The organism is Bradyrhizobium sp. 40, from assembly GCF_023100925.1.
GTDB lineage: Bacteria > Pseudomonadota > Alphaproteobacteria > Rhizobiales > Xanthobacteraceae > Bradyrhizobium.
This window is the reverse complement of the sequence record NZ_CP064688.1, coordinates 3,518,633-3,544,439: the sequence shown is the minus strand read 5'-3', so window position 1 is coordinate 3,544,439 and position 25,807 is coordinate 3,518,633. Positions and strand designations below refer to the sequence as shown.

23 protein-coding genes are annotated in these 25,807 nt (G+C 63.8%); 12 read left to right on the top strand and 11 right to left on the bottom strand.

Annotated elements, in window-relative coordinates; translation table 11 throughout:
- The first annotated feature begins 62 nt into the window (after window positions 1–62).
- Window positions 63–764 (top strand): transcriptional repressor LexA, encoded by a 702-nt coding sequence (lexA, locus tag IVB40_RS17225; RefSeq protein WP_106945054.1) that lies wholly within the window; start codon window positions 63–65, stop codon window positions 762–764.
- 448 nt (window positions 765–1,212) lie between these two features.
- Window positions 1,213–1,647 carry a hypothetical protein gene (locus IVB40_RS17220; RefSeq protein WP_027567132.1) on the top strand — a complete coding sequence of 145 codons (435 nt, stop codon included), beginning with the start codon at window positions 1,213–1,215 and terminating at the stop codon, window positions 1,645–1,647.
- A gap of 131 nt (window positions 1,648–1,778) precedes the next feature.
- Here the strand turns inward: IVB40_RS17220 and IVB40_RS17215 are convergent, their stop codons facing one another.
- From IVB40_RS17215 to IVB40_RS17200, 4 genes are all read right to left on the bottom strand, one after another.
- On the bottom strand, window positions 1,779–4,058 hold the full coding sequence (locus IVB40_RS17215) for a ComEC/Rec2 family competence protein (protein ID WP_247819394.1): 2,280 nt from the start codon (window positions 4,056–4,058) through the stop codon (window positions 1,779–1,781).
- 95 nt (window positions 4,059–4,153) lie between these two features.
- Window positions 4,154–4,387 carry a DUF2171 domain-containing protein gene (locus IVB40_RS17210; RefSeq protein ID WP_007610829.1) on the bottom strand — a complete coding sequence of 78 codons (234 nt, stop codon included), beginning with the start codon at window positions 4,385–4,387 and terminating at the stop codon, window positions 4,154–4,156.
- Window positions 4,388–4,472: 85 nt separating this feature from the next.
- Window positions 4,473–4,859 (bottom strand): SgcJ/EcaC family oxidoreductase, encoded by a 387-nt coding sequence (locus IVB40_RS17205; RefSeq protein WP_247462386.1) that lies wholly within the window; start codon window positions 4,857–4,859, stop codon window positions 4,473–4,475.
- 19 nt (window positions 4,860–4,878) lie between these two features.
- Entirely contained in the window at window positions 4,879–6,555 is a 1,677-nt protein-coding gene (locus IVB40_RS17200; RefSeq protein WP_247819393.1) for a glutamine--tRNA ligase/YqeY domain fusion protein, read from the bottom strand.
- Window positions 6,556–6,721: 166 nt separating this feature from the next.
- On the opposite strand from IVB40_RS17200, the gene gltX reads away from it, so the two are divergent.
- The 9 genes from gltX to IVB40_RS17155 all read left to right on the top strand — a co-directional run bounded on the left by gltX (window position 6,722) and on the right by IVB40_RS17155 (window position 16,718).
- A complete protein-coding gene (gltX, locus tag IVB40_RS17195) occupies window positions 6,722–8,149 on the top strand; it encodes a glutamate--tRNA ligase (protein WP_247819392.1) in 1,428 nt (475 codons plus the stop codon).
- Between the two features lie 196 nt (window positions 8,150–8,345).
- Window positions 8,346–9,650 (top strand): citrate synthase, encoded by a 1,305-nt coding sequence (gene gltA, locus IVB40_RS17190; RefSeq protein WP_247819391.1) that lies wholly within the window; start codon window positions 8,346–8,348, stop codon window positions 9,648–9,650.
- 177 nt (window positions 9,651–9,827) lie between these two features.
- Entirely contained in the window at window positions 9,828–11,006 is a 1,179-nt protein-coding gene (locus tag IVB40_RS17185; protein WP_247819554.1) for an ROK family transcriptional regulator, read from the top strand.
- A gap of 57 nt (window positions 11,007–11,063) precedes the next feature.
- The gene (locus IVB40_RS17180; RefSeq protein ID WP_247397570.1) at window positions 11,064–12,350 is read left to right on the top strand and encodes an ABC transporter substrate-binding protein; all 1,287 of its coding nucleotides are present in this window, start codon (window positions 11,064–11,066) and stop codon (window positions 12,348–12,350) included.
- A complete protein-coding gene (locus tag IVB40_RS17175; protein WP_027567140.1) occupies window positions 12,347–13,270 on the top strand; it encodes a sugar ABC transporter permease in 924 nt (307 codons plus the stop codon). The genes IVB40_RS17180 and IVB40_RS17175 overlap by 4 nt, the downstream gene beginning before the upstream one ends.
- Window positions 13,263–14,120 carry a carbohydrate ABC transporter permease gene (locus IVB40_RS17170; protein WP_027567141.1) on the top strand — a complete coding sequence of 286 codons (858 nt, stop codon included), beginning with the start codon at window positions 13,263–13,265 and terminating at the stop codon, window positions 14,118–14,120. The genes IVB40_RS17175 and IVB40_RS17170 overlap by 8 nt, the downstream gene beginning before the upstream one ends.
- Before the next feature lie 10 nt (window positions 14,121–14,130).
- A complete protein-coding gene (locus IVB40_RS17165) occupies window positions 14,131–15,240 on the top strand; it encodes an ATP-binding cassette domain-containing protein (RefSeq protein WP_247819390.1) in 1,110 nt (369 codons plus the stop codon).
- Window positions 15,237–16,004, top strand: a complete 768-nt coding sequence (locus tag IVB40_RS17160; RefSeq protein ID WP_027567143.1) for an SDR family oxidoreductase — start codon at window positions 15,237–15,239, stop codon at window positions 16,002–16,004. The genes IVB40_RS17165 and IVB40_RS17160 overlap by 4 nt, the downstream gene beginning before the upstream one ends.
- Window positions 16,005–16,187: 183 nt before the next feature.
- A complete protein-coding gene (locus tag IVB40_RS17155) occupies window positions 16,188–16,718 on the top strand; it encodes a DUF1003 domain-containing protein (RefSeq protein ID WP_247462394.1) in 531 nt (176 codons plus the stop codon).
- A 180-nt stretch (window positions 16,719–16,898) separates the two neighbouring features.
- Here the strand turns inward: IVB40_RS17155 and lpxB are convergent, their stop codons facing one another.
- From lpxB to lpxA, 3 genes are read right to left on the bottom strand one after another with little or no spacing between them, the layout of a single operon-like run.
- Window positions 16,899–18,083 carry a lipid-A-disaccharide synthase gene (gene lpxB, locus IVB40_RS17150; RefSeq protein ID WP_247462396.1) on the bottom strand — a complete coding sequence of 395 codons (1,185 nt, stop codon included), beginning with the start codon at window positions 18,081–18,083 and terminating at the stop codon, window positions 16,899–16,901.
- Window positions 18,080–18,937, bottom strand: coding sequence for a UDP-2,3-diacylglucosamine diphosphatase LpxI (gene lpxI, locus IVB40_RS17145; protein ID WP_247463174.1), 858 nt, complete (start codon window positions 18,935–18,937; stop codon window positions 18,080–18,082). Before lpxI ends, lpxB begins: the two co-directional genes overlap by 4 nt.
- 19 nt (window positions 18,938–18,956) lie before the next feature.
- The gene (gene lpxA, locus IVB40_RS17140) at window positions 18,957–19,748 is read right to left on the bottom strand and encodes an acyl-ACP--UDP-N-acetylglucosamine O-acyltransferase (protein ID WP_247462398.1); all 792 of its coding nucleotides are present in this window, start codon (window positions 19,746–19,748) and stop codon (window positions 18,957–18,959) included.
- A 175-nt stretch (window positions 19,749–19,923) separates the two neighbouring features.
- Here lpxA and IVB40_RS17135 point away from each other — a divergent pair, with 175 nt between their 5' ends.
- Window positions 19,924–20,268 (top strand): KTSC domain-containing protein, encoded by a 345-nt coding sequence (locus tag IVB40_RS17135; RefSeq protein WP_247462400.1) that lies wholly within the window; start codon window positions 19,924–19,926, stop codon window positions 20,266–20,268.
- Window positions 20,269–20,274: 6 nt separating this feature from the next.
- Here the strand turns inward: IVB40_RS17135 and fabZ are convergent, their stop codons facing one another.
- The 4 genes from fabZ to rseP form a co-directional block, all read right to left on the bottom strand.
- On the bottom strand, window positions 20,275–20,736 hold the full coding sequence (gene fabZ, locus IVB40_RS17130; RefSeq protein WP_007603637.1) for a 3-hydroxyacyl-ACP dehydratase FabZ: 462 nt from the start codon (window positions 20,734–20,736) through the stop codon (window positions 20,275–20,277).
- Window positions 20,733–21,800 carry a UDP-3-O-(3-hydroxymyristoyl)glucosamine N-acyltransferase gene (lpxD, locus tag IVB40_RS17125; protein WP_247819389.1) on the bottom strand — a complete coding sequence of 356 codons (1,068 nt, stop codon included), beginning with the start codon at window positions 21,798–21,800 and terminating at the stop codon, window positions 20,733–20,735. Before lpxD ends, fabZ begins: the two co-directional genes overlap by 4 nt.
- A 125-nt stretch (window positions 21,801–21,925) precedes the next feature.
- The gene (gene bamA, locus IVB40_RS17120) at window positions 21,926–24,463 is read right to left on the bottom strand and encodes an outer membrane protein assembly factor BamA (protein WP_027567150.1); all 2,538 of its coding nucleotides are present in this window, start codon (window positions 24,461–24,463) and stop codon (window positions 21,926–21,928) included.
- Window positions 24,464–24,650: 187 nt separating this feature from the next.
- Entirely contained in the window at window positions 24,651–25,802 is a 1,152-nt protein-coding gene (gene rseP, locus IVB40_RS17115) for an RIP metalloprotease RseP (RefSeq protein ID WP_027567151.1), read from the bottom strand.
- Window positions 25,803–25,807 lie beyond the last annotated feature (5 nt).

Below are 25,807 nucleotides of genomic sequence, written 5' to 3'. Positions count from 1 at the left end.
GGCATATTGCCGAATTCAGCGTCTCGGAATCGGACGACATCAACCGGGGGACTTTGGTCGAGATGTTAACGCGCAAACAATACGAGCTTCTGCGGTTCATCAGTGAACGTCTGAAGGAAAGCGGCGTACCGCCCTCCTTCGACGAGATGAAGGATGCGCTCGACCTGCGCTCGAAGTCGGGCATCCATCGCCTGATCACGGCGCTCGAGGAGCGTGGCTTCATCCGACGCCTGCCCAACCGCGCTCGTGCGATTGAAGTCATCAAGCTGCCGGAGCTCCAGGCAGCCGCCGGCAGCCGCCGCGGCTTCACGCCGAGCGTCATCGAGGGCAATCTCGGTAAGGTGCGTGCGAGCTCCAGCCTGCCCGCGGACGAGGGCGAACGTCCCGTCGCGGTGCCGGTGATGGGTCGCATCGCGGCCGGCACGCCGATCGAGGCGTTGCAGACCCGCAGCCATACTATCAGCGTACCGCCTGACATGCTCGGCTCGGGCGAGCATTACGCGCTCGAAGTGCGCGGTGATTCCATGGTCGAGGCCGGCATCCTTGACGGCGACATGGCGCTGATTCAGCGCAACGAGAGCGCCGATACCGGCGACATCGTGGTGGCGCTGATCGACGACGAGGAAGCGACGCTGAAGCGCTTCCGCCGTCGCGGCGCCTCGATCGCGCTCGAGCCCGCCAACGCGGCCTATGAGGTCCGCATCCTGCCGCCCAACCGGGTGAAGATTCAGGGCAAGCTGATCGGGCTTTACCGGAAGTACTGATACCGGGAGTACTTGATACCGGAAGTGCTTGGCGCCGCGCGCGCTTCCGATCGGCATCGCCGGTCAGGGATTGGAGCGGATCATCGTCCGCTCCGGCTGGGTAGTCTTTCTGGTTCTGCACAGACTATCCGGCCCCTCCTTCGGCGCTGGCTCCTCGCGACGCCCACGAAGCGGAACTGGTTCGCGGCGCAAGTGTTCGAGGAAACAGCGGCCAGCGATCAAGCTCGACCGTTGCAGTCAAGCCGGCGATATTCGCGCACGCGCCTCCCGAATGCATCGCAACTCGCTTTGTTCCTATTGAATTCGGGAAAGATAATGTGATCGCGGCTCGCGGAAACCAGCCGCAGATTTGCCCACAACCAAGCAGAGCGTTAATGCATCAACTCTGATAGAGGCCTGCGCCTCGATTAAGAGACGCGGGTTGCTATCCCAGCATGAGGAGCACCCGATGTGTGACTACAGCCTGCATGCCGTCGCGTCGCGCCCCGCCGAAGTCGGCGAGACGATCGTCACGACAAGCTTCCGCGGCACCTCGACGCGCGGCTTCGCCTCGGCAGCCGATCCGTCTGTTGCCGTCTGCCTGCTGCCGGGAACGGAGCTCGCCTTCGCCGACGACGTGCGCTACGATAATCGCTGGATCTGGACGCGCACCATCAATTCCCGCGTGGGCAAGTTCGGCAAGATCGATCCGCACGTTCCCGACCGCCATCACGACGCGATCGAATTCCCCGACGGCAAATATGTGCTGGTGACGCAGCTCGTCGAAGGCCAGCGCGCGACCGTGCTGCAACTGCCTGTGACCCAGCCGGTGACGGAGCGCGAGCACAAGGCGCAGGTCATCGTCGACAGGCAGCCGACCGTCACGCGCCTGCCGATCGGCTGACGCAGCCGGCTACGAGGTCGGAGGTCAAGATTGAATCGCCATCGCCGGCCGTGGCCGGCGAGATGGCGCGGTTTGCGCCCAGTGAATCCGAGCAGATGCACCAATCCACTGCATTGCTCCGCACCGTCAGATCAATCGTCGGCCTGCAAGTCGGTCTCCGCCGGCGTTGCGTCCTTGATGCGGGGCGCGATCGCCTTGGGCGCAAGGCTGCCGTCGAAATCACCCTCGCCTGCGCCGGCTGGCAACCAGGGGCGGCTCGCGCCTCTCGCCCTCACCGCCTGAACCACAAAGCCGTCACCACGCTGCGTCAGCGCCAGCGCACTCTGGCTGGCGAGCCGTTGCCGATCGACCACCATCGCCGCGCAATCGGGCGGCGCGGGGCGTGTCGTCACCACCAGCGCGGCCCGACTACAATCGTCCGCGAGAGCGTCGACGCGCAGTGCCAGCGCGACCAACCTCCCGTCGGCCAGTGGCGTCACGCAGCCCGATTCGTCACAGGACACGCCATCGGCCAGCGAGGCTCTGCCGGCATCGCGCGGATCTGCGTCGGCAGCGAGCCACTCCTTGAGCAGAAAGCTGTCCTTGCTCGTCCTGATCAGGTGCAGATGTCCGTCCCTGCCCCGCACCGCGACGCTGGCGCCATCCCCGGCAATCAGGATGTCGGGCTGCCGCGCCGACAGTCCCCAGAGGATCGCTGCCAGCAGGACCAGGGCGCCGGACCAGCGTAGCGGCGTGCGCAACAAGCCTAGCACAATGATTCCCAGGCTCGCCGCGATCAGCGGCGTGATCCCGAACGCCGGGATGCGGCCGACCGCGCCCGGTAAGGCCGCGACCCAGCGCGAGACCGCGACCATCCACTCGATGCCGATCCCCATCAGCCACCAGAACACGCTGTCCAGCCCGAACGGCGCAGCAAGCAGCCCCAACAATCCCGCCGGCATCACCAGCGCCGAGACCACCGGCATCGCGCCGAGATTGGCAAGCACGCCAAACGGCGTGACACGGTGGAAATGGAAAGCGGCGTAGGGCGTGGTCGCAAGTCCCGCAATCAGCGAGGCCATGAACAGCATCGCGATCTCGCGGCCACCCCACATCGCAATGCGCGCGGTCGCCGAATGGTCCGGCGAGGCAAACAAATTGGGCATGCCGATCTGCACCAAGGCGACGAGCCCGAGCGTTGCCGCAAACGACATCTGAAAACTCGGATGCACCAGTGCTTCCGGCGCGACCGCCAGCACGATCAGCGCGGCGACAGCAAGCGTGCGAAAGGTGATGGCGCGGCGATCGACCATCACCGCGATCAGCACTACCGCCGTCATGAAGAACGATCTTTGCGTTGCGACCTCCGCGCCCGACAGCAGCAGGTAGAACGCAGCAGCGACCAGCGCGGCGGCCGCCGACCATTTCTTGATGGCGAAGCCGGCCGCAAGTCCCGGGATCAGAGCGAGCAGCGCCCGCACCGCGAAGAACACGACACCGGCAACGACGGCCATGTGATAACCGGAAATCGAGAGCACGTGGCCGAGACCGGAGATGAACATCGCATCGTTGACGGGCGTGGTGATCGCATCGCGCCGCCCGGTAAGCAGCGCGGTCGCGATCGCCCGGTTGTCGCCGTCGAGCGTCGCCCGGATGCGGGCATCGATCGCATCGCGCAGGCCTTGCATGAAGGCCGCATAACGCAGCCGCAAGCCGGCGGTCTCAGGCGGCGGCGCCACCGTGATTGCGCCCATCGCGAAGCCGGAGGCGCCGATGCCCTGGAAGAACATGTCACGCGAAAAGTCGTAGCTGCCGGGCCGCACCGGCGCGAGCGGCGGCATCAACCGTGCCTTCAGCTGAACGAAGCTACCGACCTCCGGCGCGGTGCCTTTGCGGACCGACAGGCGCACGCGCTCAAGCCTGACGTCGCTGCGTTGCGCCTCCATCGCAGTGACGCGCAGCACGAAACGATCGGTACGCTCGCGGATGTCGCGAGCCTCGACAAAGCCCGACAACGACACCGAATAGAGCGCCTTTGCCAGCACCGGGTGGGCGATGCGCGCCGTCTTCCAGGTCGCGACGGCAAAGCCGGCCGCGACCGCCGCGATCATGATGGCTGGGGCGAACAGCCGGCTCCGCCGCAACAGAGCCGCGCCAAGCAGGAGTGCGATGGCGGTCGTGGCAACGACCCACAGTACTGGCTCGTGATCGGCAGAGAAATAAAGCGCGATGCCGCAGCCAAACGCTACGGGCACCCACGGCAACAGCCGCCCGGCGCCAGCCTCGGCGCGTAGCCATGCGCGGAGGGTCTCGGCCAGCGATGTCCAGAGGTCGAGGCCTGCAGGCGCGAGGCCGCCCGCGGACGCGGTGCGGCCCGCGGGCCACGTCCCTGCGATCCCCTGCGACCGTACCGGCCGGCCCGGCTCCGCCATTTCGTGCACTCGATGATACGCAACGAAGTCAGAAGCTACCGGAACGTGCAGGCGGGCGGATAGCGGTACGGATCAGGAACGAAAGGTTGCGATCGCTACTTTTCCTCTTCCATCGTCACAGCGACATCGGCCTTGGCCGACAGCCGGACCTTGTTGCCCTCGATATCGGCGACGAGGCCCTTGTCGATGAAGTGATGATGCCCCTTGTGGCTGCCCTCGCCGCTGTCCTTCTTGGTCAGCTTGATGCGATTGCCTTCGACCTTGTCGACGGTGCCGATGTGGACGCCGTCGGCGCCGATGACTTCCATATGCTCTGCGATGTTCTGCATGGTGGGTTCCTTATTGGGCCCACCCCAACGCGCGAGGTGCATGTTCGTTCTCTCACGAGGATGACGAAGTCGTGTGCTCCACTGGTCAGATCAGCGGCGCCTGGGACGAAGCATGGTGATTGACGATCTTCCAGTCGCCGTCCTCGCGCATGATGACCCAGCTCATCTTGACCGAGAAATCGGGGCGTTCGCCGGCGAGATCGAACGAGATGCTCGCGGCCATATTGATCAGGTCAGGACCTGCCTGCGCCGCCTTCACCTCGGAAAATAACGCGCTCGGCTTGCGCCAGCGTGGCAGGCCGTTGAAATAGTCTGCGACGCCGTCCCTGCCCCGGTAGAGCTTTGGGTTGGAGCCGAAGAAGAACGCATTCCTCGCATAGAGCGATGAGAGCGCGGCCGCATCGAGCGTGGCGAAGCCGGCGCGCCATTTCGCGATGATGGCGGAAACGATCGCGTCGGCTTCATTACTCATTGTGGTCTCGCAGCTCTTTTCAACCTTTAGCCACTTCCTTCGCGAACGTGTCGCGCAGACCGATGGTCCTGGAAAATACCGGCTTGCCGGGCGTCGAGTCCCTGTCGCGCACGAAATAGCCCTGGCGCTCAAACTGCATTACCTCGGTCGAATTGCTTTCCGCGACCGATGCCTCGACACGGGCATCAGCGAGAATTTCCAGCGACTGCGGATTGAGGTCGGCGGCGAAGTTCGAGGCGTCCGGGCTCGGATTGGCAAACAGCTGGTTGTAGACGCGAATTTCCGCGGGCACGGATGTTGCCGCCGACAGCCAGTGCATGGTGGCCTTGACCTTGCGGCCATCGGGCGCGTTGCCGCCCTTGGTCGCGGGATCGTAGGTGCAACGCAGTTCCACCACTTCGCCTGCATCGTTCTTGATCACACCGGTGCACTTGACGAAATAGGCGTAGCGCAGCCGCACCTCGTTGCCCGGCGACAGACGGAAGAACTTTTTCGGCGGGTTCTCCATGAAGTCGTCCTGCTCGATATAGAGCTCACGGCCGAACGTGATCTTCCGGGTGCCGGCGGAGGGATCGTCCGGATGATTGATCGCCTCGAGCTCCTCGGTCTGCCCTTCCGGATAGTTCTCGATCACGACCTTGAGCGGCTTCAGCACCGCCATGCGCCGCTGCGACGTGCGATTCAGTTCCTCGCGTATGCAGAACTCGAGCATACCGACGTCGACGACGCTGTTGGCTTTGGCCACGCCGATGCGCTTGACGAACTCGCGAAGGGCGGCCGGCGGCACGCCGCGGCGGCGCATCCCCGCCATCGTCGGCATGCGCGGATCGTCCCAGCCCGCGACATGGCCCTCGCGGACGAGCTGGGTCAGCACGCGCTTCGACAGCAGCGTGTAGGTCAGGTTCAGCCGCGCGAATTCGTACTGGTGCGGCTTCGACGGCACCGGCAGCTTCTCGATGAACCAGTCATAGAGCGGCCGGTGATCCTCGAACTCCAGCGTGCAGATCGAGTGCGTGATGCCTTCGATCGCGTCCGACTGGCCGTGGGCATAGTCGTAGCTCGGATAGATGCTCCACTTGGTCCCGGTGCGCGGATGGTGCGCATGCAGGATTCGGTACAGCACGGGGTCGCGCAGATTGATGTTGCCCGCGGCCATGTCGATCTTGGCCCGCAGCACGCGCGCGCCGTTCGGGAATTCGCCCGCCTTCATGCGACGGAACAGGTCGAGGTTTTCATCCACGGTGCGATCGCGGAAGGGCGAGTTCTTGCCGGGCTCGGTCAGCGTGCCGCGCGCAAGACGGATCTCCTCCTGGGTCTGGTCGTCGACATAGGCAAGCCCGTCTCGGATCAGCTGCTCCGCCCATTCATAGAGGCGATCGAAATAGTCCGAAGCGAAGAACAGGTTCTTGCCCCAGTCGAAGCCGAGCCAGCGCACGTCGGCCTGGATGGAATCGATATATTCCTGCTCTTCCTTGACCGGATTGGTGTCGTCGAAGCGCAGATGGCAGCGGCCCGGAAATTCCTGGGCAATGCCGAAATTAAGCGCGATCGACTTGGCGTGGCCGATATGGAGATAGCCGTTCGGCTCCGGCGGGAACCGGGTCACGATCTCCTTGTATTTGGCCTGGTCGAGGTCGGCCTGGATGATGTCACGAATGAAATCGCGCCCAACCTCGTTCGCCACCGGTTCTGTCATTACGAAAATCCTGTAGGGAAATCAGCGGCCCTTCTGCCAAATTCGGGAGGCTGAGCCAAGGGCTTAAGCAAGGTCTCAAGCAACCCTTCGCGGACCGCTGCCGGGCTTTAGTTATGCTCCGGTCCTGTTATATACCACCGCCTCCAATGCATAGGCCTTGCCAAGAATGACCTCTCCCGTCGTCACCCGCTTCGCTCCCTCTCCGACCGGCTTCCTCCATATCGGGGGTGCGCGCACGGCGCTGTTCAACTGGCTCTATGCGAAGAAGCACGGCGGCAAGATGCTGCTCCGGATCGAGGACACCGACCGGGAGCGCTCCACGGAGGCGGCGATCGGCGCCATCCTAGACGGCCTGAAATGGCTGGAGCTCGGCTGGGACGGCGACGTCCTCTATCAGTTCAGCCGCGCCGCACGCCACCGCGACGTCGCCGAGCAGCTGCTCGCCGAGGGCAAGGCCTATCGCTGCTACGCCACCGCCGAGGAGCTCACCGCGATGCGCGAGAAGGCGCGCGCCGAGGGGCGCACCCGCCTCTATGACGGCCTGTGGCGCGACCGCGATCCGGCGACGGCCCCGACCGACGTGAAGCCCACCATCCGGCTCCGCGCGCCCCAGACCGGCGAGACCGTGATCGAAGATCAGGTCCAGGGTCGCGTGGTCTGGCAGAACGAGAATCTCGACGACCTCGTCCTGCTGCGCGGCGATGGCAACCCGACCTACATGCTCGCGGTGGTGGTCGACGACCACGATATGGGTGTCACCCATGTCATCCGCGGCGATGACCATTTGATCAACGCGGCCCGCCAAAAGCAGATCTACGACGCGATGGGCTGGACGCTGCCGAGCATGTCCCACATCCCCCTGATCCACGGCCCGGACGGTTCGAAGCTCTCCAAGAGGCACGGCGCGCTTGGCGTCGATGCCTACCGCGCCATGGGGTACCTCCCGTCCGCGCTCCGCAACTATCTCGTCCGGCTCGGCTGGAGCCATGGCGATCAGGAAATCTTCTCGACCGAGGAGATGATCGCGGCGTTCGACCTCGCCAGCGTCGGCCGCGCAGCAGCCCGCTTCGATTTCGCCAAGCTGGAAAACCTCAACGGCCACTACATCCGCAATGCCGACGATCAATCACTCGTGAAGATGTTCGAGGACGTGCTCGACCACGTCGTGCCCAGCCGCGACGAGCTTAAGGCCAAGTTAAACGACACCACGCGCGCGCAGCTGCTGAAGGCCATGCCGGCCCTGAAGGAGCGCGCCAAAACGCTGATCGAGCTGATCGACGGCGCCTATTTCATCTTCGCCGACCGCCCGCTGGAGCTTGATCCGAAGGCGGCAGCGCTGCTGACGCCCGAGAACCGCAAGCTGATCGGCCAGCTTCATTCCGCGCTGGAGAAAGTCGAGACGTGGAGCGCGGCCAATGCGGAAGCCGCGCTGCGCGCCTTTGCCGAGGAAAATAGTCTTAAGCTCGGTGCGGTCGCCCAGCCGCTGCGGGCGGCGCTGACGGGACGGACGACGTCGCCCGGCATATTCGAGGTTTTGGACGTCCTGGGACGCCAGGAAAGCCTGGGCCGGCTTAAAGATCAGGCCACGGAATAGGCCTAGGACCGCGCTAAGGACCCGGGCCCAAGGACCAGGCTACGACGTAAGTCGACCATGCGTGGCGCCATCTTGCAGCGCACACAGCAATAATATACCCATCTCAGCCGTACCTTCTGGAACATCCGGCCTGCCCCGCGATATCTCATCGGGGCCTCCGGGTCCGGCCCGTTTCACCATACATCGGGGACCTCTGATGGACGCAAAACCAAGCAATAAGACCGCCACACTGACGGTCGGAAACAAGAATTTCGATCTTCCGATCCACAGCGGCAGCGTCGGGCCCGACGTCATCGATATCGGCAAGCTCTACGGCCAGTCCGGCCTGTTCACCTACGACCCGGGCTTCACCTCGACCGCGAGCTGCCAGTCCAAGATCACCTATATCGACGGTGACGCGGGCGTGCTGGAATACCGCGGCTATCCGATCGAGCAGCTCGCCGAGAATGGCGACTTCCTCGAGACCTGCTATTTGCTGCTGTTCGGGGAGCTTCCGACCGCCGCGCAGAAGAAGGATTTCGACGACCGCGTGATCCATCACACGATGGTGCACGAGCAGATGGCCCGCTTCTTCCAGGGCTTCCGCCGCGACGCCCATCCGATGGCGATCATGGTGGCGGCTGTCGGCGCGCTCGCCGCGTTCTATCACGACTCAACAGACATCAACGATCCGAAGCAGCGCATGATCGCCTCCATGCGCATGATCGCCAAGATCCCGACGCTGGCTGCGATGGCCTACAAGTACACGGTCGGCCAGCCCTTCGTGTATCCGAAGAACTCGCTGAAGTTCGCCGAGAACTTCCTGCATATGTGCTTCGCCGTGCCGTGCGAGGACTACAAGATCAACCCGGTGCTTGCGGATGCACTGGACAAGATCTTCATCCTGCACGCCGACCACGAGCAGAATGCCTCGACCTCGACGGTGCGTATCGCCGGCTCCTCCGGCGCCAACCCGTTCGCCTGCATCGCCGCCGGTATCGCCTGCCTGTGGGGCCCGGCGCATGGCGGCGCCAACGAAGCAGCGCTGGCGATGCTCGCCGAGATCGGCTCGGTCGACAAGATCCCCGAGTTCATCGCCAGGGTGAAGGACAAGAACTCTGAAGTCCGCCTGATGGGCTTCGGTCACCGCGTCTACAAGAACTACGATCCTCGCGCCAAGATCATGCAGAAGATGTGTCACGCCGTGCTCAAGGAGACCGGCCATGGCGACGATCCGATGCTGAAGGTGGCGCTCGAACTCGAGAAGATCGCGCTCAGCGACCAGTACTTCATCGACCGCAAGCTCTACCCGAACGTCGACTTCTATTCGGGCATCACGCTGAAGGCGATGGGCTTCCCGGTCTCGATGTTCACCGTGCTGTTCGCGGTCGCCCGCACCGTCGGCTGGATCAGCCAGTGGAGCGAGATGATCGAGGATCCGCAGCAGAAGATCGGCCGTCCGCGCCAGCTCTACACCGGCGTCACCCGCCGCGACTACATCGCGATCAAGGACCGGAAGTAAGTCGAGCCATCACGGCTTTCGAAGCGGCGCCATCTCCGGATGGCGCCGTTTTTTGTTTTGCGCCGATACAATCTTGCTGCCGCGCACAACAACAAGTCGGCGCAATGCCTCGGCCGGCGCTTGACGTCGAAACGCTTCGCGCGCAAATTCTTACTCTAAGTAAGAATGACGACAGGGATGGAAATGCCGGAGCAGCCGAGAAGTCGGCGGCAGACGCGTGCTGCCATTTTGACTCATCTGCTTCAGTCGGGCGGGTCGTTCCGGCCGCCGCTGGCCAAGGCCGTGCGCCTGTCGGAAGCGAGCCTGTCGCGCATCCTGTTCGACCTGAAGGCCGAAGGCCTGATCGAGGAAGTGCGGCGCCCTGCCCCTTATGTCGGTGGCCCGACGGGCCTCGTGTCGCTCGATAAGGCGGTGGCGCTCGCGGCGTTTGAGCTGACCACTCAGCGGCTCAGCGTCTGCGTTGGGGACCTGTCGGGCGAACTGCACTACAGCGGGAATGTGCCGCTACCGAAGACGCCGACCGTCGCGACCGTCAGCCGGGCGTTTCGCGAGGCGATGACATTGCTGCACGAGTGGACGCGGGGCCGACGCATCCCCCTCGCGCAGATCGGCGTCTCCATTCCGGGTCTCGGCCGGCTGGGCGCGTCAGGCAATCCGATCATTCCCTGCGATGTCGGGCGCATCAGCGAGATGTTCGGCGAGAATTTTGCCGGCGTGCCGGTCGAGTTCACCAACTCCGTCGTCGCGCACGCCATTTTTCACCGTTGCCGCACGGAGAACTATCCATTCAGCGGGGCGCATCTCTTCGTCTTTGTCGGTCAGGGCGTCGCGGGCACCTGGATGGATGATCCGATCGAGGACGATGCTCTCCAGCCGGTCGAGCTCGGCCACATGGTGTTCGGAGCCGACGGACCAATTTGCCGCTGTGGTCATCATGGCTGCGTCGAGGCCTATACGTCGCTTCCGGCCCTGGCCGAGCTTCTTGGCGTCGCGGAAGCCGAATTGCTTCAGCTCGGCAGCGAATGGGTGACCGCGATGCCGCTCTCATCGCGCGTGCGGCAGGAATTGCGCCGGCGGCTATTCCGGCTTGGCCTTGCGATCGGCAATACGCTGAACGTGAAGCCCTGCAAGGGCGTCGCGATCAGCGGCTGGCCGTCGCTTCTCGCCGAAGACGATCGCAACGCGCTCGTCGAGGGGATCGACGCCTGTCTGTTGGGCGGCCGCAAGCACGCGCAAGTGTCGCTCGCTTTCGTGCCGCCGTCGAATGGCAACGATCCGCGGGCGGCGCTGGCGTTCGCGGCTTTCTGCCTCGCTTGCCGCGGCGGCATGCCGGCCGCATCGAGCGAGGCCGCCTGACATACCTGATGCCGCGCGGCGCTCGCGCGAAAGAGTTCACACCGGGAGGAACTTGCCATGCCGATCACGACAACAAGGCGCCAACTGCTCGCCGGATCTGCGGCCGCGCTCGCGCTGCCGGCATTTGCCCGCGCGCAAGGCGCGATCAAGCCGCGTCTGACTGCGATCTCGCAATGGTCCGCAGGCAGCGACGGGGCGGCCATCACGGCGCTCGGCAAGAAGTTCGAGGAGAAAGGCGGGGTCTGGCAGCACTCGCCCGTCCCCGGCTTCACCACCGAGATGATGAACAAGCTGCGTGCCCAGATCATGGCCGGCGATCCACCGGCCTGCTCGCAGCTCAAAGGTCCCGAGATCGCAGCCTGGTCCAAGATTGCCCCGACCGTCGATCTCGATGCCGTCGTCGCTGCTGCCGGCTACGAAAAGGTTGTCGCTCCAGACCTTGCAAAATTGCACAAGCCGGGGGGCAAGTGGATTGCACTGCCGTTGCAGATCTACAGCACCAACATGCTGTTTCTCTCCAAACGTGCGATGGACAAGGCCAAGGCCGACAAGATCCCCGTCACATGGGCTGAGTTCAACGACCTCGCCGAGAAGATGAAAGCAGGCGGAGTCCCCTATCCTATCGCCAACGGTGGCACCCGCGCGGACGACGGCCAAAAATTCGAGGCCGCTTTGGCAGGCATCAGCCCCACCGCATACCGCGCAGCCATCATGAACCTCGACAAGAAGGCCCTGGAAGGCCCCGAGATAAAGGCGGCCTTCGTACAGGTGCGCAAGATTGCCGACTGGATGGACCCCAACGTCGGCGCCCAGCACTTTTCGACCAACCTGAAGCGCTTTGTCGACGGCGACATGGGGATGATGATCATGGGCGGGTGGGCGCAGGGCGTCTTGCGCAACGCCGGCTTCAAGTTCGAGGACTTCATCATCGCCCCGGGCCCGAGCGACAATAGCAAGCCGGTCTTCCTGTTGAATGCCGATGCCTTCATATTCTGGCAGCGCAAGGAGCCCGATTTGCAAGCCGGCCAGACGCTGATGGCCCAGCTCGTCATGGATCCAGCGATCCAGACCATGTATTCGCAGATCACGGGATCGATCCCCGTGCGCACCGATGTCGATCTCTCCGGCGAAGGCTGGTCGGACGGTCAACGGCGGACCGCAGCAGCCCTGAAAGACGCGATCGCCAGCAATCAGGCCGTCCTCAGCCTTGCGCACAACATGGCACAGGAAAACGGCATGACCGCAGCGATCATCGACGTGATCACGGAGTACGTGAAGAACAAGACAATCAAACCGGAGCAAGCGGCCATACGCCTCGCCGACGCCGTCGAGAGCTCACGTTGACGATCGCCGTCTCGACAACACCGGGCCGGCCGGCGGCCGCTGACTGGGTACGCCGGCTGCCCGAATATTTGACGATCTGGGTGCCGCTGCTGTTGTCCGCCGCGCATCTCATTGCGTTTACGCTGTGGACGATCTGGATATCGTTCACGCCGTCCACTCTGGTCCCGGTCTCGGGCTGGGTCGGTTTGCGCAACTATTCTTCGGTTGCAGCATCGCGGAACTGGCAGATTGCCTTGGACAATCTGCTGCTGTTTGGCAGCGCCTTCGTGTTGCTGAGCCTGGCGACCGGCCTCATCCTTGCGATCCTGCTCGATCAGCGCATTCGCGGCGAGAACCTGCTGCGGTCTATCTTTCTCTATCCTCTGGCGGTGTCATTCGTGGTCACCGGCACGGTCTGGAGTTGGCTGCTCAATCCTGGCCTCGGAATCCAGAAGCTGGTCCGCGACCTCGGCTGGACCTCGTTCCGGTTCGACTGGCTGATCGACCGCGATATGGCTATTTGGACCATCGTTATCGCTGCGATCTGGCAATCCTCCGGTTTCGCCATGGCGCTGTTCCTGGCCGGCCTCCGCTCCGTCGACGCCGACCTGATCAAGGCCGCGCAGATCGACGGCGCCGGACCGATCCGAATGTACCGGCGGGTCATCCTGCCGACCCTTTGGCCGATCACCATCACCGTCATCGTCATCCAGCTGCAGTTCGCGATTTCGACCTTCGACCTCGTCCGCGCGCTCACCAACGGCGGACCCGGGATCGCGACCCAGCTGCCGGCCCTCGTCGTCTACGACCTGATGTTCCAGCGCAGCCTGCTCGGACGGGGAGCGGCGGCGGCAGTGCTCATGTTGCTCATTCTTCTCGCGGTTTTACTGCCCTATGCAGCGTGGCGCTATGTCCAGCGGCGGCGGGCGATCCATGCGTGAGCGAACCATCGCGCCAGGCCGGATCCTGATCTATCTCGTCGTCTCGCTGGTCGCTGCAGCGTGGCTCGCGCCATTGGCTGTTGTCGTCCTGAATTCGCTCCGTACCAACGAGGAGATCGCGCAGGCCTCGATGATCGGCTGGCCGAAGCAATGGGCATGGAGCAACTACGCCGCGGCCTGGAGCGGTTTCTGCGTCGCCGAGACCTGCGCCGGCATCCGGCCGTACATGCTGAACTCCGCGCTGGTCACGATCCCCGCGACGATTTTCTCCACCCTGCTTGGTGCTGTCGCCGGTTACGCCATATCGCTCTGGCGCTTTCGCGGCGATAGCTGGATCTACGGCATCGTGACTCTTGGGCTCTTCCTTCCCCAGCAGATGCGCTTGCTTCCCTGGACCATCGTGTTGCGCGATACGGGCCTGATGAATACGCTGACTGGCCTGGTCGTGATCCATACGATCCAGGGGCTCTCCTTTACCGTCTTGTTCTGCCGAAACTACTACACTGCCATCCCGCAGGATTTGATAAGAGCTGCGCGCATCGATGGCGCCGGGTTCTTTCGTATTTTCTGGCGCATCATCCTGCCGCTCTCGCCGCCTATTCTGGTCGTCACCGTGATCTGGCAGTTCACGCATATCTGGAACGAGTTTCTCTACGGCGTGACATTCACGACCGGTCAGCAGCAGCCGGTCACCGCCGCGCTGATCGCGCTATCCGCCGCGGTCGCCGACATCCCGCAGCATGGCGTGCAAAGCGCGGCGGTGATGATCGCCGCGCTGCCGACCCTGCTGATCTATCTGATCGGCGGCAAGTATTTCGTGCGCGGCCTCACCGCCGGGGCCGTGAAATGATCGGATTGTCATGGCAGCCCTAAGCATTCGCTCCCTGTCCAAGCGCTACGCCAATCTGGAGGTGCTGAAGGGCATCGATCTCGACATCGAGAGCGGTGAATTCACCGTGCTCGTCGGTCCATCCGGCTGCGGCAAGTCCACGCTGCTCAACATCATCGCCGGGCTCGACCTTCCGAGCGCAGGCACCGTGGAAATCGGCGGACGTATCGTCAACGACATTCCGCCGAAGGACCGCGACATCGCCATGGTGTTCCAGTCCTACGCGCTCTATCCGTCGATGACAGTGCGCCAGAACATCACCTTCGGCATGGAATGCCGCCACGTACCGAAGGCGGAGCAGGAGAAGGCGCTGGCGAACGTGGCCCGGCTGCTCCAGATCGAGCCGCTGCTCGGCCGCAAGCCCTCGCAGCTCTCCGGCGGCCAGCGCCAGCGTGTGGCGATGGGCCGGGCGCTGGTACGCGATCCCCTGCTCTTCCTGTTCGACGAGCCGCTCTCCAATCTCGATGCCAAGCTGCGCGTCGAGATGCGGATGGAAATCAAGCGGCTGCATCAGCGCATCGGGGCCACCATCGTCTATGTCACCCACGACCAGATCGAGGCGATGACGATGGCGACGCGCATCGCCGTGATGCATCGGGGCGTGGTGCAGCAGTTTGCCGACCCCGATACCGTGTATCGCTATCCCGCCAATCTGTTCGTGGCGCGTTTCATGGGCTCGCCGCCGATGAACACGATGCCGGCACGGCTCGAGGCCGATGCTGGCGGACCAGTGGTCGTGATCGGCGCGGGACGGCCGGACGAGGTCCGCCTCCGCCTTGGCCGATACGACGCGGCGGCCCCTTTCGTCGGCCGTGACGTGGTGGTCGGGATCAGGCCGGAATGCATCGCCGAGGGGAGCCGCGTGTTCTCCGCCGATCCGCCCGTCGTCGTCAACGCGCCGGTGGAGATGGTCGAGCCGACGGGGGCCGAAACGATCGTGCTGCTGCGGCTTGGCGGCGAGCCTGCGCTGGCGCGCATCACGCCGGACATCCGCCCCACACCGGGAGCCGCCGCCCCGTTCGCGCTCGACACGCGCCGCATCTGCCTGTTCGACCCCGAGACGGAGCGACTGATCGCATGACACAAACGAGCTATGCCGGCCTTAGGGATCGCGTGGTGTTGATCACCGGTGGTGCCAGCGGCATCGGTGCCGCCTTCGTGCGGGCGTTCGCCGCCCAGGAGGCTCGCGTCGCGTTCCTGGATCTCGATGAAGCAGCCGGCCGGGCGCTGGTCGCGGAAGTGAAAGCTGCGTCCGGGACCGGACCCTTGTTCGTGCCGTGCGACCTCCTCGACATCGACGCCTTGCGCAACGCCATGGCGCAGGTGCACGGATCGCTGGGCGACGCCGCGGTTCTCGTCAACAACGCCGCCAATGATCAGCGTCAGGTGCTGGCCGAGGTAACCCCGGCCGAGTTCGACTGGATGATCGGTGTCAACCTCAAGCACGTCTTCTTTGCCGCGCAAGCGGTGGTGCCGCAGATGCAGGCGCGCGGCGGCGGTTCGATCATCAACATGTCGTCGATTGCCTGGATGCGCGGCGCGCCGGGGCTGCCGGTCTACGCCGCGGCGAAGGCCGCGATCGTCGGCTTCACCAACTCCCTGGCCCGGTCGCTCGGGCCCGACCGCATCCGCGTCAACGCGATAGCGCCGGGGATGGTGATCACGGAGCGTCAGCGCCGGCTGTGGTACCCGGACGACCAGACGATCGCCGAGTTGCGCACGCGTCAGGCCATTCCCGACGCGGTGACGCCCGACGACATCGCGAACATGGCGCTGTTCCTCGCCTCAGATGAGAGCCGGCGCATCACGCGCCAATGTTTTCAGGTCGACGCTGGTCTCGGCTAGACCGTGAACCGAGCCGCTGTCGTAGAGGTCCGCTCCGTCTCCGACAGCAGCCGCGTGAGCGCACCTCACCTTGGGTCCGAGTTGGGCCAATAAGCGACATCGGCACGGAATGGCCCTAGTATGACCGTGGAGCGGCGAGCAATAAAAAGCGCTTACTCGCCCAGATGTTTACTGGGGACGCAAATGAACAGCGAGCAAAGCCACAAAATACACCTAAGTCTCGAGGATCAGCAGCGATTGCAAGAACTTCGGGCGCAAAAGCCGGCACGCAACACACCCAAACCTGCCCTAGCTCCGGGAGCGATCCTGGCTGACCGGGTGGCCGAAACGGTTGGCTCCTGGCGTTTCATTATCATCCAAAGCGTACTACTTGGCATCTGGATCGTTCTGAACATGATGGCATTCATCAATCATTGGGACCCCTATCCCTTCATCTTGCTGAACTTAGTTCTTTCCTTCCAAGCAGCCTACGCAGCGCCCATCATCATGATGAGCCAGAACCGTCAATCCGAGATTGATCGCAGGCACGCAGAACACGACTACCGAATAAATGTGAAGGCTGAACTCGAAATCGAATTGCTGCACAACAAGATTGACGCCTTGCGTGAGCAGGAAATCTTACAGCTACTCAATATCATTCAACGTTTGTCTGCGCACCTTGCGCCCGAGCTTGTCGCGGCTATCGAGGCCGAAGCGGTGCCGCATAAGGCCTAGGTGACCTTCCTTGTCGCTGGACCGTCAAGCGAGTCGCTGCCTCTAGGGATCGAGTGCTACGCGGGTCTTCCACAGTCGCGGACGGCTCCTACTCAAGCTTTGAGTCACAAGCCGCCGATCGCGCTCTAGGTGGGAGACTTCCACTTTGCGCTGGCAAGCCGACGTTTGTGAGTACGCGTCCTAGCTAGCCTGCCTGCCCTTGCGCATCGTCGCCAGCACGATGTCGGCTGCGAGCACGCTCGGCGACTTGTTGCCGGTCGACATGATCATATCGAGCTGGGCGAACGCTTCCACCTGCTGCCGGCGCAGCGGTGAATCGGCTAGAAGCTCCGTGAGCGCGGGCGCCAGCTTCTCTGGCGTGCAGTCTTCCTGCAGGAACTCCGGGATGACATCCTTGCCGATCACGAGATTGGCGAGGATCACCGAGGAGACGCGGATCGCGCGGCGCAGGATGAAGGCTTCGATCGCGCCGACGCGATAGGCCGTCACCATCGGAATGCCCGATAGCGCGAGCTCCAGCGTCACAGTGCCGGATTTTGCCAATGCCGCGCGCGCGATGCGGAAGGCGGCGCGCTTCTCGTTCTCGCCGACCACAATTTGAGGCTTGACCGGCCAGTTCGCGATGCCTTCACGAATGGTGGCTTCGAGATGCGGCATGGTTGGCAGCATCAGTTCGAACGCGCGGCCGTCCGTCCGCAATCGGCCGAGCGTCGCCCCGAACACGTCGAGATGGTGCCTGATCTCACTGCGACGGCTGCCGGGCAACACCAGCAAGACCGGCGGCTCGCCGTCGCGACGCGCCTGCTCCTCCGCGTTCGGCCGCAGCGAGGGCAATTGCTCGATCAGGGGATGGCCGACATAGCTGCATGGCGGCCCGCCGAGCTTGCGATATTCCTCCGGCTCGAACGGCAACAGGCCGAGCACATGATCGACATAGCCGAGCATGGTCCGCGCCCGTCCCGGTCGCCAGGCCCAGAGCTGTGGCGAGACGTAGTCGACGATCGGAATCGCCGGATTGCGCGCCCGCACGCGGCGGGCGACACGGTGGGTGAAGTCGGGGCTGTCGATGATGACGAGCGCGTCCGGCGCGGCTTCGGTCACGGCCTCCGCGGTCTCGCGGATCAGCCGCAGGATCTTCGGCAATTGCTGCACGACCGCGGCGAAGCCGACGATCGAGAGCTGCTCGATCGGAAACAGCGTCTCGAGCCCTTGGCGGGCCATGGTGTGGCCCCCGACGCCCACGAACTGCACGCCGTCGCCGAGCCGCTGGCGCAGCACCTTCATCAAGGCGCTGCCGAGCCGGTCGCCGGATTCCTCCGTGGCGATCAGGAATATCTTGCGCTTGGGATCGCGACCCTGCATCACGCCGGCAGGCCGATGACGAAGAGATATTTGGCGTCGGCGAGTGCGATCATTGCCTGCGGCTCGGCCGCGATGGTGTTGCCGGCGACGACGGCAATGCCTGCGAGCCCTGCGGCGGCGACGCCTTCGAGGGTGCGCGGTCCGATCGTCGGCAGGTCGAAGCGCAAATCCTGCCCGCTCTTTGGGACCTTCACCAGCACGCCCCGCCCGGAGGCGGCGCGGATGCGGCCCTCTTCGCGCAGCCGTGCCACGCGCGCGAGCAGCGCATCGGTGCCCTCGATATCCTCGACCGCCACCACATGACCATCGATCACGACCGCGGCCTGGCCGATGTCGAACGGACCGAGCGCGGTCAGCACCGCGCGGCCGCGCTCGATGTCGGTCTTGCCGGTGTCGCTCGGCCAGGCGCGGCTGATGCAGCCCTCGGGCATCAAGAGGTCGGGCGCGACATCCTTGATGCCCACCATCCTAAAGCCGCCCTGCTCGAGAATGCGCCCGACGCCGGACAACAAATGATCGTCGCCGCCGCGGAAGGCGCGGATGACATTGCCAAGCAGCCGGAGCGTCGTGAAGTCGACCCGGACCTCCGATAGCGAAGGCCGTACCAGCGTGCCGATGAAGATCAGGTCGCGGCAGCCCTCCTCGCGAAACAGCCGCATGGCGCGGCCGAGCTGGCCGACCGAGATCCATCGATGACGGAATTTTTCCACCCGTGCCGGATCGCAGGCCCCCCGAAGGGGAAACAGCACTGGTGTGATGCCGCGGGCAGCGAGCGAGTCGGCAACCGCGAACGGCATCGCGCCGCCGCCAGCGACCACGCCGACCGGCGATGAAATCTCCGAAGCCGCCGATGTCATGCCCGGGGCCATCGCATCATCACTTCGCGATGGCGGGAAGACAGAGCGGGCGCTTGCCCTTGCCGATGAAGTCGAGGATTTCGCCGATCGCCGGATCGTCACCGGCGAGCGGCCGCGCCGCCTCCAGGCGTTCGGCAAAGGTAGCGGGGCCATGGAAGAGCTTCTGGTAGAACGCGCGCACGGTCGCAAGCCGCTGCTTGGTGAACTTGCGCCGCTTCATGCCGATCAGGTTGAGGCCTTCGAGCACGGCATACTGGCCGTTGACGAGGCCGAACGGAATGACATCGTCGCGCACGCCGCACACCCCGCCGACCATAACCTGCGGGCCGATGCGGGTGAACTGGTGCACCGCGGACAGACCGCCGATGAAGACGAAATCGCCGATCTCGCAGTGACCGCCGAGCGTGGCCGAGGTCGCGAAGATCACGTCGTTGCCGACATGGCAGTCATGGCCGACATGGCTGCAATTCATGAAATAGTTGCGGTCGCCGACCTCTGTGATGCCGCCGCCTGCGACCGTGCCGGCGTTCATGGTCACGGACTCGCGGATCGTGCAGCCCGAACCGATCTTGAGCTTCGTCAATTCGCCACGATAGCTGAGTGATTGCGGCGGCGTACCGAGCGAAGCGAACGGATAGATGGTGCAATCGTCACCGATCGTGGTCTGCGCGGTGATATGCACATGTCCGATCAGCTTGCAGTTCGCGCCGATCACGGCGTTCTCGCCGATGATGCAGAAGGGCCCGATCTCGGTGCCCTCGCCGATTACTGCGCCGTCCGCGATCCGTGCGGTGGGATCAATCTTACTCATCAAGCAATCTGACTCATCAAGAAGGTCTGATTAGGTGTTGAAGTCGCTCGGTTTTCCGCTGGTTAGCGCGACTATGCCCGATCTGTCCAGTGACGTATGATCTCTCCCTGTTTCAAGTGCCGGATGAGGCAGCCTTCCCGGTGCATCAACAAGTTCACGCGGAGCTTCAGGTATCGTGGTCAGGGCCTTGGCACTTCTCCTCGCGCAGCTCGCTGCCGCGCCGATCGTATCCGAGACGATCGAGACCGGCGAACACCGCCTCGTCGATCTCAAGACATTCGAATGCCGCGACATCACCCGCAGCACGGTGCTCCAGCGGGTCTGTTACGACCGTGCGCAGCAGGCTCTCATCGTGGCTATGGACGGCGCTTACGACCGCTACTGCGGCGTGCCGGTTGAGACGGTCGAGCGCCTGCTGGGCGCACCGTCCATGGGCCAGTTCTTCAACCAGAACATCAAGCGCGAGGTCAGCGGCAGCCGCTACGCGTGTCCTGCACGCGAGCGCATCCAGAGAAGTTGATCCCGCTCAGTCGGTCAGCATGGCGCCGACATCGGCCTCCGCAACCACCTGGCCATTGACCTTGGCGTCGCCGTGAAACCACCACATGGCTTTGCGGCGGCCGATCGAGCGCATGTGGTATTCGATGGTATCGCCGGGCAGCACCGGCTTGCGGAACTTGCACTTGTCGATGGTCAGGAAATACACCGCGCGCGGCTTATCGGTGCCCTCGACCGACTTGATGCCGATCACACCGGCAGTCTGCGCCATCGCTTCGATCATCATGACGCCGGGATAGACCGGGCGATCGGGAAAGTGGCCCTGGAACGGCGGCTCGTTGAAGGTGACGTTCTTGATGCCGATGCCGCTGTAATCGGTGCGGATGTTGATCACGCGATCGATCAGCAGCATCGGAAAACGGTGCGGGAGCGTTTGCAGGATCATGTTGATGTCCACAAGCTCGAACCTGACCGGTGCTTCGTCCGTCACTCCCGTTCCTCCTGCTTCGGATCGGCCTTGCTGTCGCGCGCCAGGCGCTCGACCGCCAATATTTCCTTGAACCACTGCCTGGTCGGCTTGGCAAAAAAACCACCCCAGCGTCCGTTGGGAGGAACGTCGTCCTTGACGCCGCTCATGGCAGTCACCTGAGCTCCATCCCCGATCTTGACGTGATTGTTGATGCCCACCTTCGCTCCCAGCGCCACGTTGTCGCCGAGGGTGAGGCTGCCGGCAAGACCGATCTGGGCTGCCAGCAGGCAGTGCCGGCCAATGGTCACATTGTGGCCGATCTGGACCTGATTGTCGATTTTGGTCCCCTCTCCGATCACGGTGTCGCGCAAGGACCCGCGATCAATGGTGGTGCCGGCGCCGACCTCCACGTTGTTCTGGATCAGCACGCGGCCGGTCTGAGGCACCTTCAGGTGGCCCTCGGGGCCGAAGAAGATGAAGCCGTAGCCGTCTTGGCCGATCGAGCAGCCTGGGTGGATCAGCACGTCGTTGCCGATCAGCGCGCACTGGATGGCGGTGCGTGCCCCGACATTGCAGTCCCGGCCGATCTTGACGCCCGGGCCGATCACAGCCCCCACGCCGACCACCGTGCCGCTGCCGATCTCCACGTCAGGGCCGATCACGGCCAGGGGATCGACGATCACGCCGTCCTCGAGCCTCGCCGTGGGATCGATGATGGCCGACGGCGCGATACCGTCGTTGCCTGTCCAGGATTGCGGCCGGAGGGCGTCGCCATGCCACTCCCGCGCGATCCTGACGAACGCGCGGAACGGCTGTGGCCCCCGCAGCACGGCTACGTGCGCGGGCACCCGAGCCTCGAAGCGTGGGCTCACCAGGCAAGCACCGGCTTTGGTCGCCTTGAGCTCATCGGCATATTTGAGATTGTCGAAGAATGTCAGGTGCATCGGGCCGGCTTCGTCGAGCGAAGCAAGACCCCTGATGATTTGGCCGCCCCTTGCGGGGTCGACCAGCTCCGCCTTGGTCAGCGTGGCTATGTCAGCCAGCGCTGAGGCGGGCGGCTGTATGAAGAAGGTCGGCTGCGCCATTCCACCCCGTCGCGGTCCGGCTTCGGCATGAAGCGGCCAAGCCGCATCATGCCTGATCTCCTGGACTGGCACGATCCCTTTCGGAAACCGGCTCCGGTGGTCCGGATCGTGCCGTGCTGTTCGAATTAGAACGAGGTGCCGCCGCCGAACCGGAACTCCTGCGTACGGTCGTTCTTGCCCTTGGTCAGCGGCACGGCGTAGTCGAAGCGCAGCGGACCGAACGGCGAGGCCCAGATCAAGCCGACACCGACCGACGACCGGACGGCATTGCCGTTGTCATACACCAAGCCGGTGCAGGTTCCAGCCGAGGCTGGATTGACGGTCGACGGCGTGCAGCTCGAATTCTTGGTCGTGGTCAGTTCGTTGGTCACAGACCACGTCGTCGGGCCCTGATAGTCGAACAGACCGCCGGCGTCGGCGTAGACGGCGCCCTTCAGACCCACTTCCTTCGGCAAGAACCAGAACGGCATCTGCAATTCGAGCGAAGCGCCCCAATATTTGGTGCCGCCAAGCGCATCCTGCGTACCAAAGGGGTTCAAATCGCGCGGGCCGATGCCGTTCGGAGCAAAGCCGCGGACCAGATTCGGACCCATCTGGAAATGATCCAGCATGCGCAGATCCTGGTTGCCGATCTTGTTCAGCATGCCGCCCTGGATGCGAGCGAGGCCGACGATATCGGACACCAGCGGAGTGTAGTACTTCGCGTCCACCACAGTCTTCAGGTAGGAGACGTCGCCGCCGACACCGGCGAAGTCCTGCCGGAAATCGACCAGGAGACCGTCGGTGGGGTTCTTGTTGTTGTCGAGCGTGTTGTAGGTCAGCGTGTAGCCGAGCGCCGAGGTCAGCGTCTTGCCGTTGGCAAGCTCCTTGCGGACCGGCAGCGAAGCCTCGCCGTCGCTGTAGCAGCCGAGGCCGTTGGTCGAGGCATCCAGAGGAATGCCGCTCGCCGCCGAGAAAGCCGGGCTTGGATTGAATGCCGCCGACCCAACTACGTTATTACAGTTCGCCAGGTAGGACGGCAGCGTGATTTCCTGCCTGTAGATCGAGTAGCGCACCTGCAGCGACAGATCTTCACGCAGGGAGAAGCCGAGGCGCGGCGAGAAGCCGAGCGTCTTGGTGCCGTAGGAGATGTAGCTGTTGGACCTCTGCTCGCGCTGATAGAGGTCGAGACCCAACGCGACCCGGTAGTCGAGCAGATAGGGTTCGACGAACGACAGCGAATAACCGCGGGCATACTGGCCGTAAGTCACCGCCGCCTTGGCGAACAGGCCGCGGCCGAGCAAATTGCGTTCGGAGACCGAGACTTCGGCCAGCGCGCCGTCGGTGGTGGAATAACCACCCGAGACCGAGAAGTCGCCGGTCGATTTCTCTTCCATGTCCACGAGCAGGATCACGCGGTCGCTCGACGAACCGGGCTCCGTCGTGATCTTCACGCTCTTGAAATAGTCGAGGTTCTTCAAGCGGCGCTCGGCACGGTCGACCAGCGCGCGGTTGTAGGCATCGCCCTCGGAGACGTCGAACTCGCGACGGATCACGTAGTCGCGCGTGCGGGTGTTGCCGCGCAGGTTGATGCGTTCGATATAGGTGCGCGGACCCTCGTCGATGTTGAACACGACCGACACGGTGTGCGCCTCGAAGTTGCGGTCGCCGCCGGGACGGACCACGGCGAAGGCATAACCGCGCCGCGAGGCTTCGATCTGCATCTCCTCGACCGATTTCTCGACCGATTCGACGTTGTAGAGCGAACCGACATTGACGCGCGAATAGTTGCGCATCGGGGTGGGATCGAAGTTCGGAATGCTGGAGCGGAAGTCGATCGAGCCGACCCGGTATTGCGAGCCTTCCTCGATCTTGAAGGTAACGTTGAAGCCCTTCTTCTCCGGATCGTATTCGGTGAGCGCGGCCACGACCTGGACGTCGGCGAAACCGTTCTTGAGATAGAAGCGGCGGATCAGGTCGCGGTCGGCCTCGACCCGATCGGGATCGTAGATGTCGCTGCTGGCGAGGAAGCTCAGCAGGTTCGATTCGTGCGTCTTGATGACGTCGCGCAGGCGGTAGGACGAGTACGCGTTGTTGCCGACGAACTCGATCGACTTGACGCCGGTCTTGGCGCCCTCCTCGACCGTGAAGATGAGATCGACGCGGTTGTTCGGCTGCTCGATGACTTCAGGCGTGACGCGGACGTCGTAGCGGCCGGAACGGCGATAGATTTCGGCGATTCGCAGCGTGTCGGACTGCACCATGGCGCGGGAGAAGGTGCCGCGCGCCTTGGACTGGACTTCACCGGTGAGCTGCTCGTCCTTGATCTTCTTGTTGCCCTCGAAGGCAATGCGGCCGATCACCGGGTTTTCCACCACGGAGACGACGATCTGGCCACCGGCACCGCGGTTGATCCTGACGTCCTGGAACAGGCCGGTCTCGATCAGCGCCTTGAGGCCGTCGTCGATGGCACCCTGATCCAGGCGACCGCCGGGACCCGGCTTGAAGTAGGAGCGGATCGTCTCCACCTCGACCCGGCGATTTCCTTCAACGGAAATCGACTGCACGGTCTGAGCAAGCGCAGACGAAGACACAAAGGCAGCCCCAACCGGGGCAAGCACCGGCGCGCCGAACATGATCAGGGTTGCGAGCAAGCCCCCCCGGAGTCGCAGTCCAAACTTCATTGCGCAACGCGCCCTTATCATTCCGTACCAGACCCAACCCCAACGCCGGTCTGGAGATTCCCCAAGTTCAAGCCGCTTGTAGACAATTTCACCGACGCCGCAAACGGTCGAGCGCGCCGTAATTTCATTTTCATTCCAAGACGTTGCCCAAGAGCAACGCCCGGGCAACGCCACAAAAAAGCCCCTATCAGGATGCGGCCATCCGCAGGATGTCGTTATAGGTCGCAAATACCATCAACATCAGCACCAAGCCCAGCCCGATTCGGAACCCCATCTCCTGAGTCCGCTCGGACAGGGGCCGACCACGGGCAACCTCCGCCGCATAGAACATAAGGTGACCGCCGTCGAGCAGCGGGATCGGGAACAGATTCAGCAGACCGATCGACACCGATAGCACCGCGCAGAGGTTGATCACGAACTGGAACCCGGCGCTGGCCGCCTGCCCCGACATCTTGGCAATGCCGAGCACGCCGCTGACCTCGTTCGGATTGCCGTTCCCGACGAACAACGAGCCCAGGAACTTGAAGGTGCTGGTGATGATGAACCAGACCTGCTCCACGCCGATCTTGAGCGCTTCGCCGACGCCGACCGGCGACGTCGAGGCTTCACCGGCCTGGGACTTGTGTTCGACGCCGAGCACGCCGAGACGGTGGCTGTTGCCGAAGGGATCCTTGCGCTCGAGGAGCGCCGGCGTCGCGGTCAGCGACACGATGGCACCGTCGCGCTTGACTTGGAAGGCAAGCGGCGAACCAGCATTCATTGCAACCATGCGCTGCATGTCGGCAAAGCTTTCAATCGGCTTGCCGTCGATCTGGACGACGACGTCCCCGATCTTGAAGCCGGCTGCCGCCGCAGCGCCGTCGGCGACGACACCGTCGACGCGCGCGATCGTGCTCGGCTTGCCGTAATACAGCGCCATGCCGGCGAAGATCAGCGCGCCCAAGATGAAATTGGCGATCGGTCCGGCGGCAACGATGGCGGCGCGCGGGCCGACCTTCTTGTGATGGAAGCTGCCGGCGCGCTCCTCGGCCGTCATGGCCGCAAGCTTCTCGGATGACGGGGTCGAAGCCTCGCTTTCGTCGCCGAAGAACTTGACGTAGCCGCCGAGCGGGATCGCCGAGATCTTCCAGCGGGTGCCATGGCGGTCGTTGAAGCCGACCAGCTCAGGTCCGAAACCGAGCGAAAAAGTTAACACGCGAACGCCCGCCCAGCGCGCGACCAGGAAATGGCCGAGCTCATGGAAGAACACGACGATGGTCAGGACGAACAGGAAGGGAACCGCGTAGCCGAGGAGCCCATGGCTCAACGTGTTGAAACTATGGACGAAAAAGTCGATCATCGAAT

Bases quoted from the DNA above. Each gene is read 5' to 3' on its own strand.
- IVB40_RS17200 (WP_247819393.1), bottom strand. From the start codon at position 6,555: ATGACAGAACCGGTGGCGAACGAGGTTGGGCGCGATTTCATTCGTGAC.
- IVB40_RS17215 (WP_247819394.1), bottom strand. From the start codon at position 4,058: ATGGCGGAGCCGGGCCGGCCGGTACGGTCGCAGGGGATCGCAGGGACG.
- IVB40_RS17205 (WP_247462386.1), bottom strand. From the start codon at position 4,859: ATGAGTAATGAAGCCGACGCGATCGTTTCCGCCATCATCGCGAAATGG.
- rseP (WP_027567151.1), bottom strand. From the start codon at position 25,802: ATGATCGACTTTTTCGTCCATAGTTTCAACACGTTGAGCCATGGGCTC.
- IVB40_RS17165 (WP_247819390.1), top strand. From the start codon at position 14,131: ATGGCAGCCCTAAGCATTCGCTCCCTGTCCAAGCGCTACGCCAATCTG.
- IVB40_RS17170 (WP_027567141.1), top strand. From the start codon at position 13,263: ATGCGTGAGCGAACCATCGCGCCAGGCCGGATCCTGATCTATCTCGTC.
- IVB40_RS17210 (WP_007610829.1), bottom strand. From the start codon at position 4,387: ATGCAGAACATCGCAGAGCATATGGAAGTCATCGGCGCCGACGGCGTC.
- IVB40_RS17160 (WP_027567143.1), top strand. From the start codon at position 15,237: ATGACACAAACGAGCTATGCCGGCCTTAGGGATCGCGTGGTGTTGATC.
- lpxI (WP_247463174.1), bottom strand. From the start codon at position 18,937: ATGACATCGGCGGCTTCGGAGATTTCATCGCCGGTCGGCGTGGTCGCT.
- IVB40_RS17220 (WP_027567132.1), top strand. From the start codon at position 1,213: ATGTGTGACTACAGCCTGCATGCCGTCGCGTCGCGCCCCGCCGAAGTC.
- lpxA (WP_247462398.1), bottom strand. From the start codon at position 19,748: ATGAGTAAGATTGATCCCACCGCACGGATCGCGGACGGCGCAGTAATC.
- IVB40_RS17180 (WP_247397570.1), top strand. From the start codon at position 11,064: ATGCCGATCACGACAACAAGGCGCCAACTGCTCGCCGGATCTGCGGCC.
- gltX (WP_247819392.1), top strand. From the start codon at position 6,722: ATGACCTCTCCCGTCGTCACCCGCTTCGCTCCCTCTCCGACCGGCTTC.
- lexA (WP_106945054.1), top strand. From the start codon at position 63: ATGTTAACGCGCAAACAATACGAGCTTCTGCGGTTCATCAGTGAACGT.
- gltA (WP_247819391.1), top strand. From the start codon at position 8,346: ATGGACGCAAAACCAAGCAATAAGACCGCCACACTGACGGTCGGAAAC.
- bamA (WP_027567150.1), bottom strand. From the start codon at position 24,463: ATGAAGTTTGGACTGCGACTCCGGGGGGGCTTGCTCGCAACCCTGATC.
- IVB40_RS17155 (WP_247462394.1), top strand. From the start codon at position 16,188: ATGAACAGCGAGCAAAGCCACAAAATACACCTAAGTCTCGAGGATCAG.
- IVB40_RS17185 (WP_247819554.1), top strand. From the start codon at position 9,828: ATGGAAATGCCGGAGCAGCCGAGAAGTCGGCGGCAGACGCGTGCTGCC.
- lpxD (WP_247819389.1), bottom strand. From the start codon at position 21,800: ATGGCGCAGCCGACCTTCTTCATACAGCCGCCCGCCTCAGCGCTGGCT.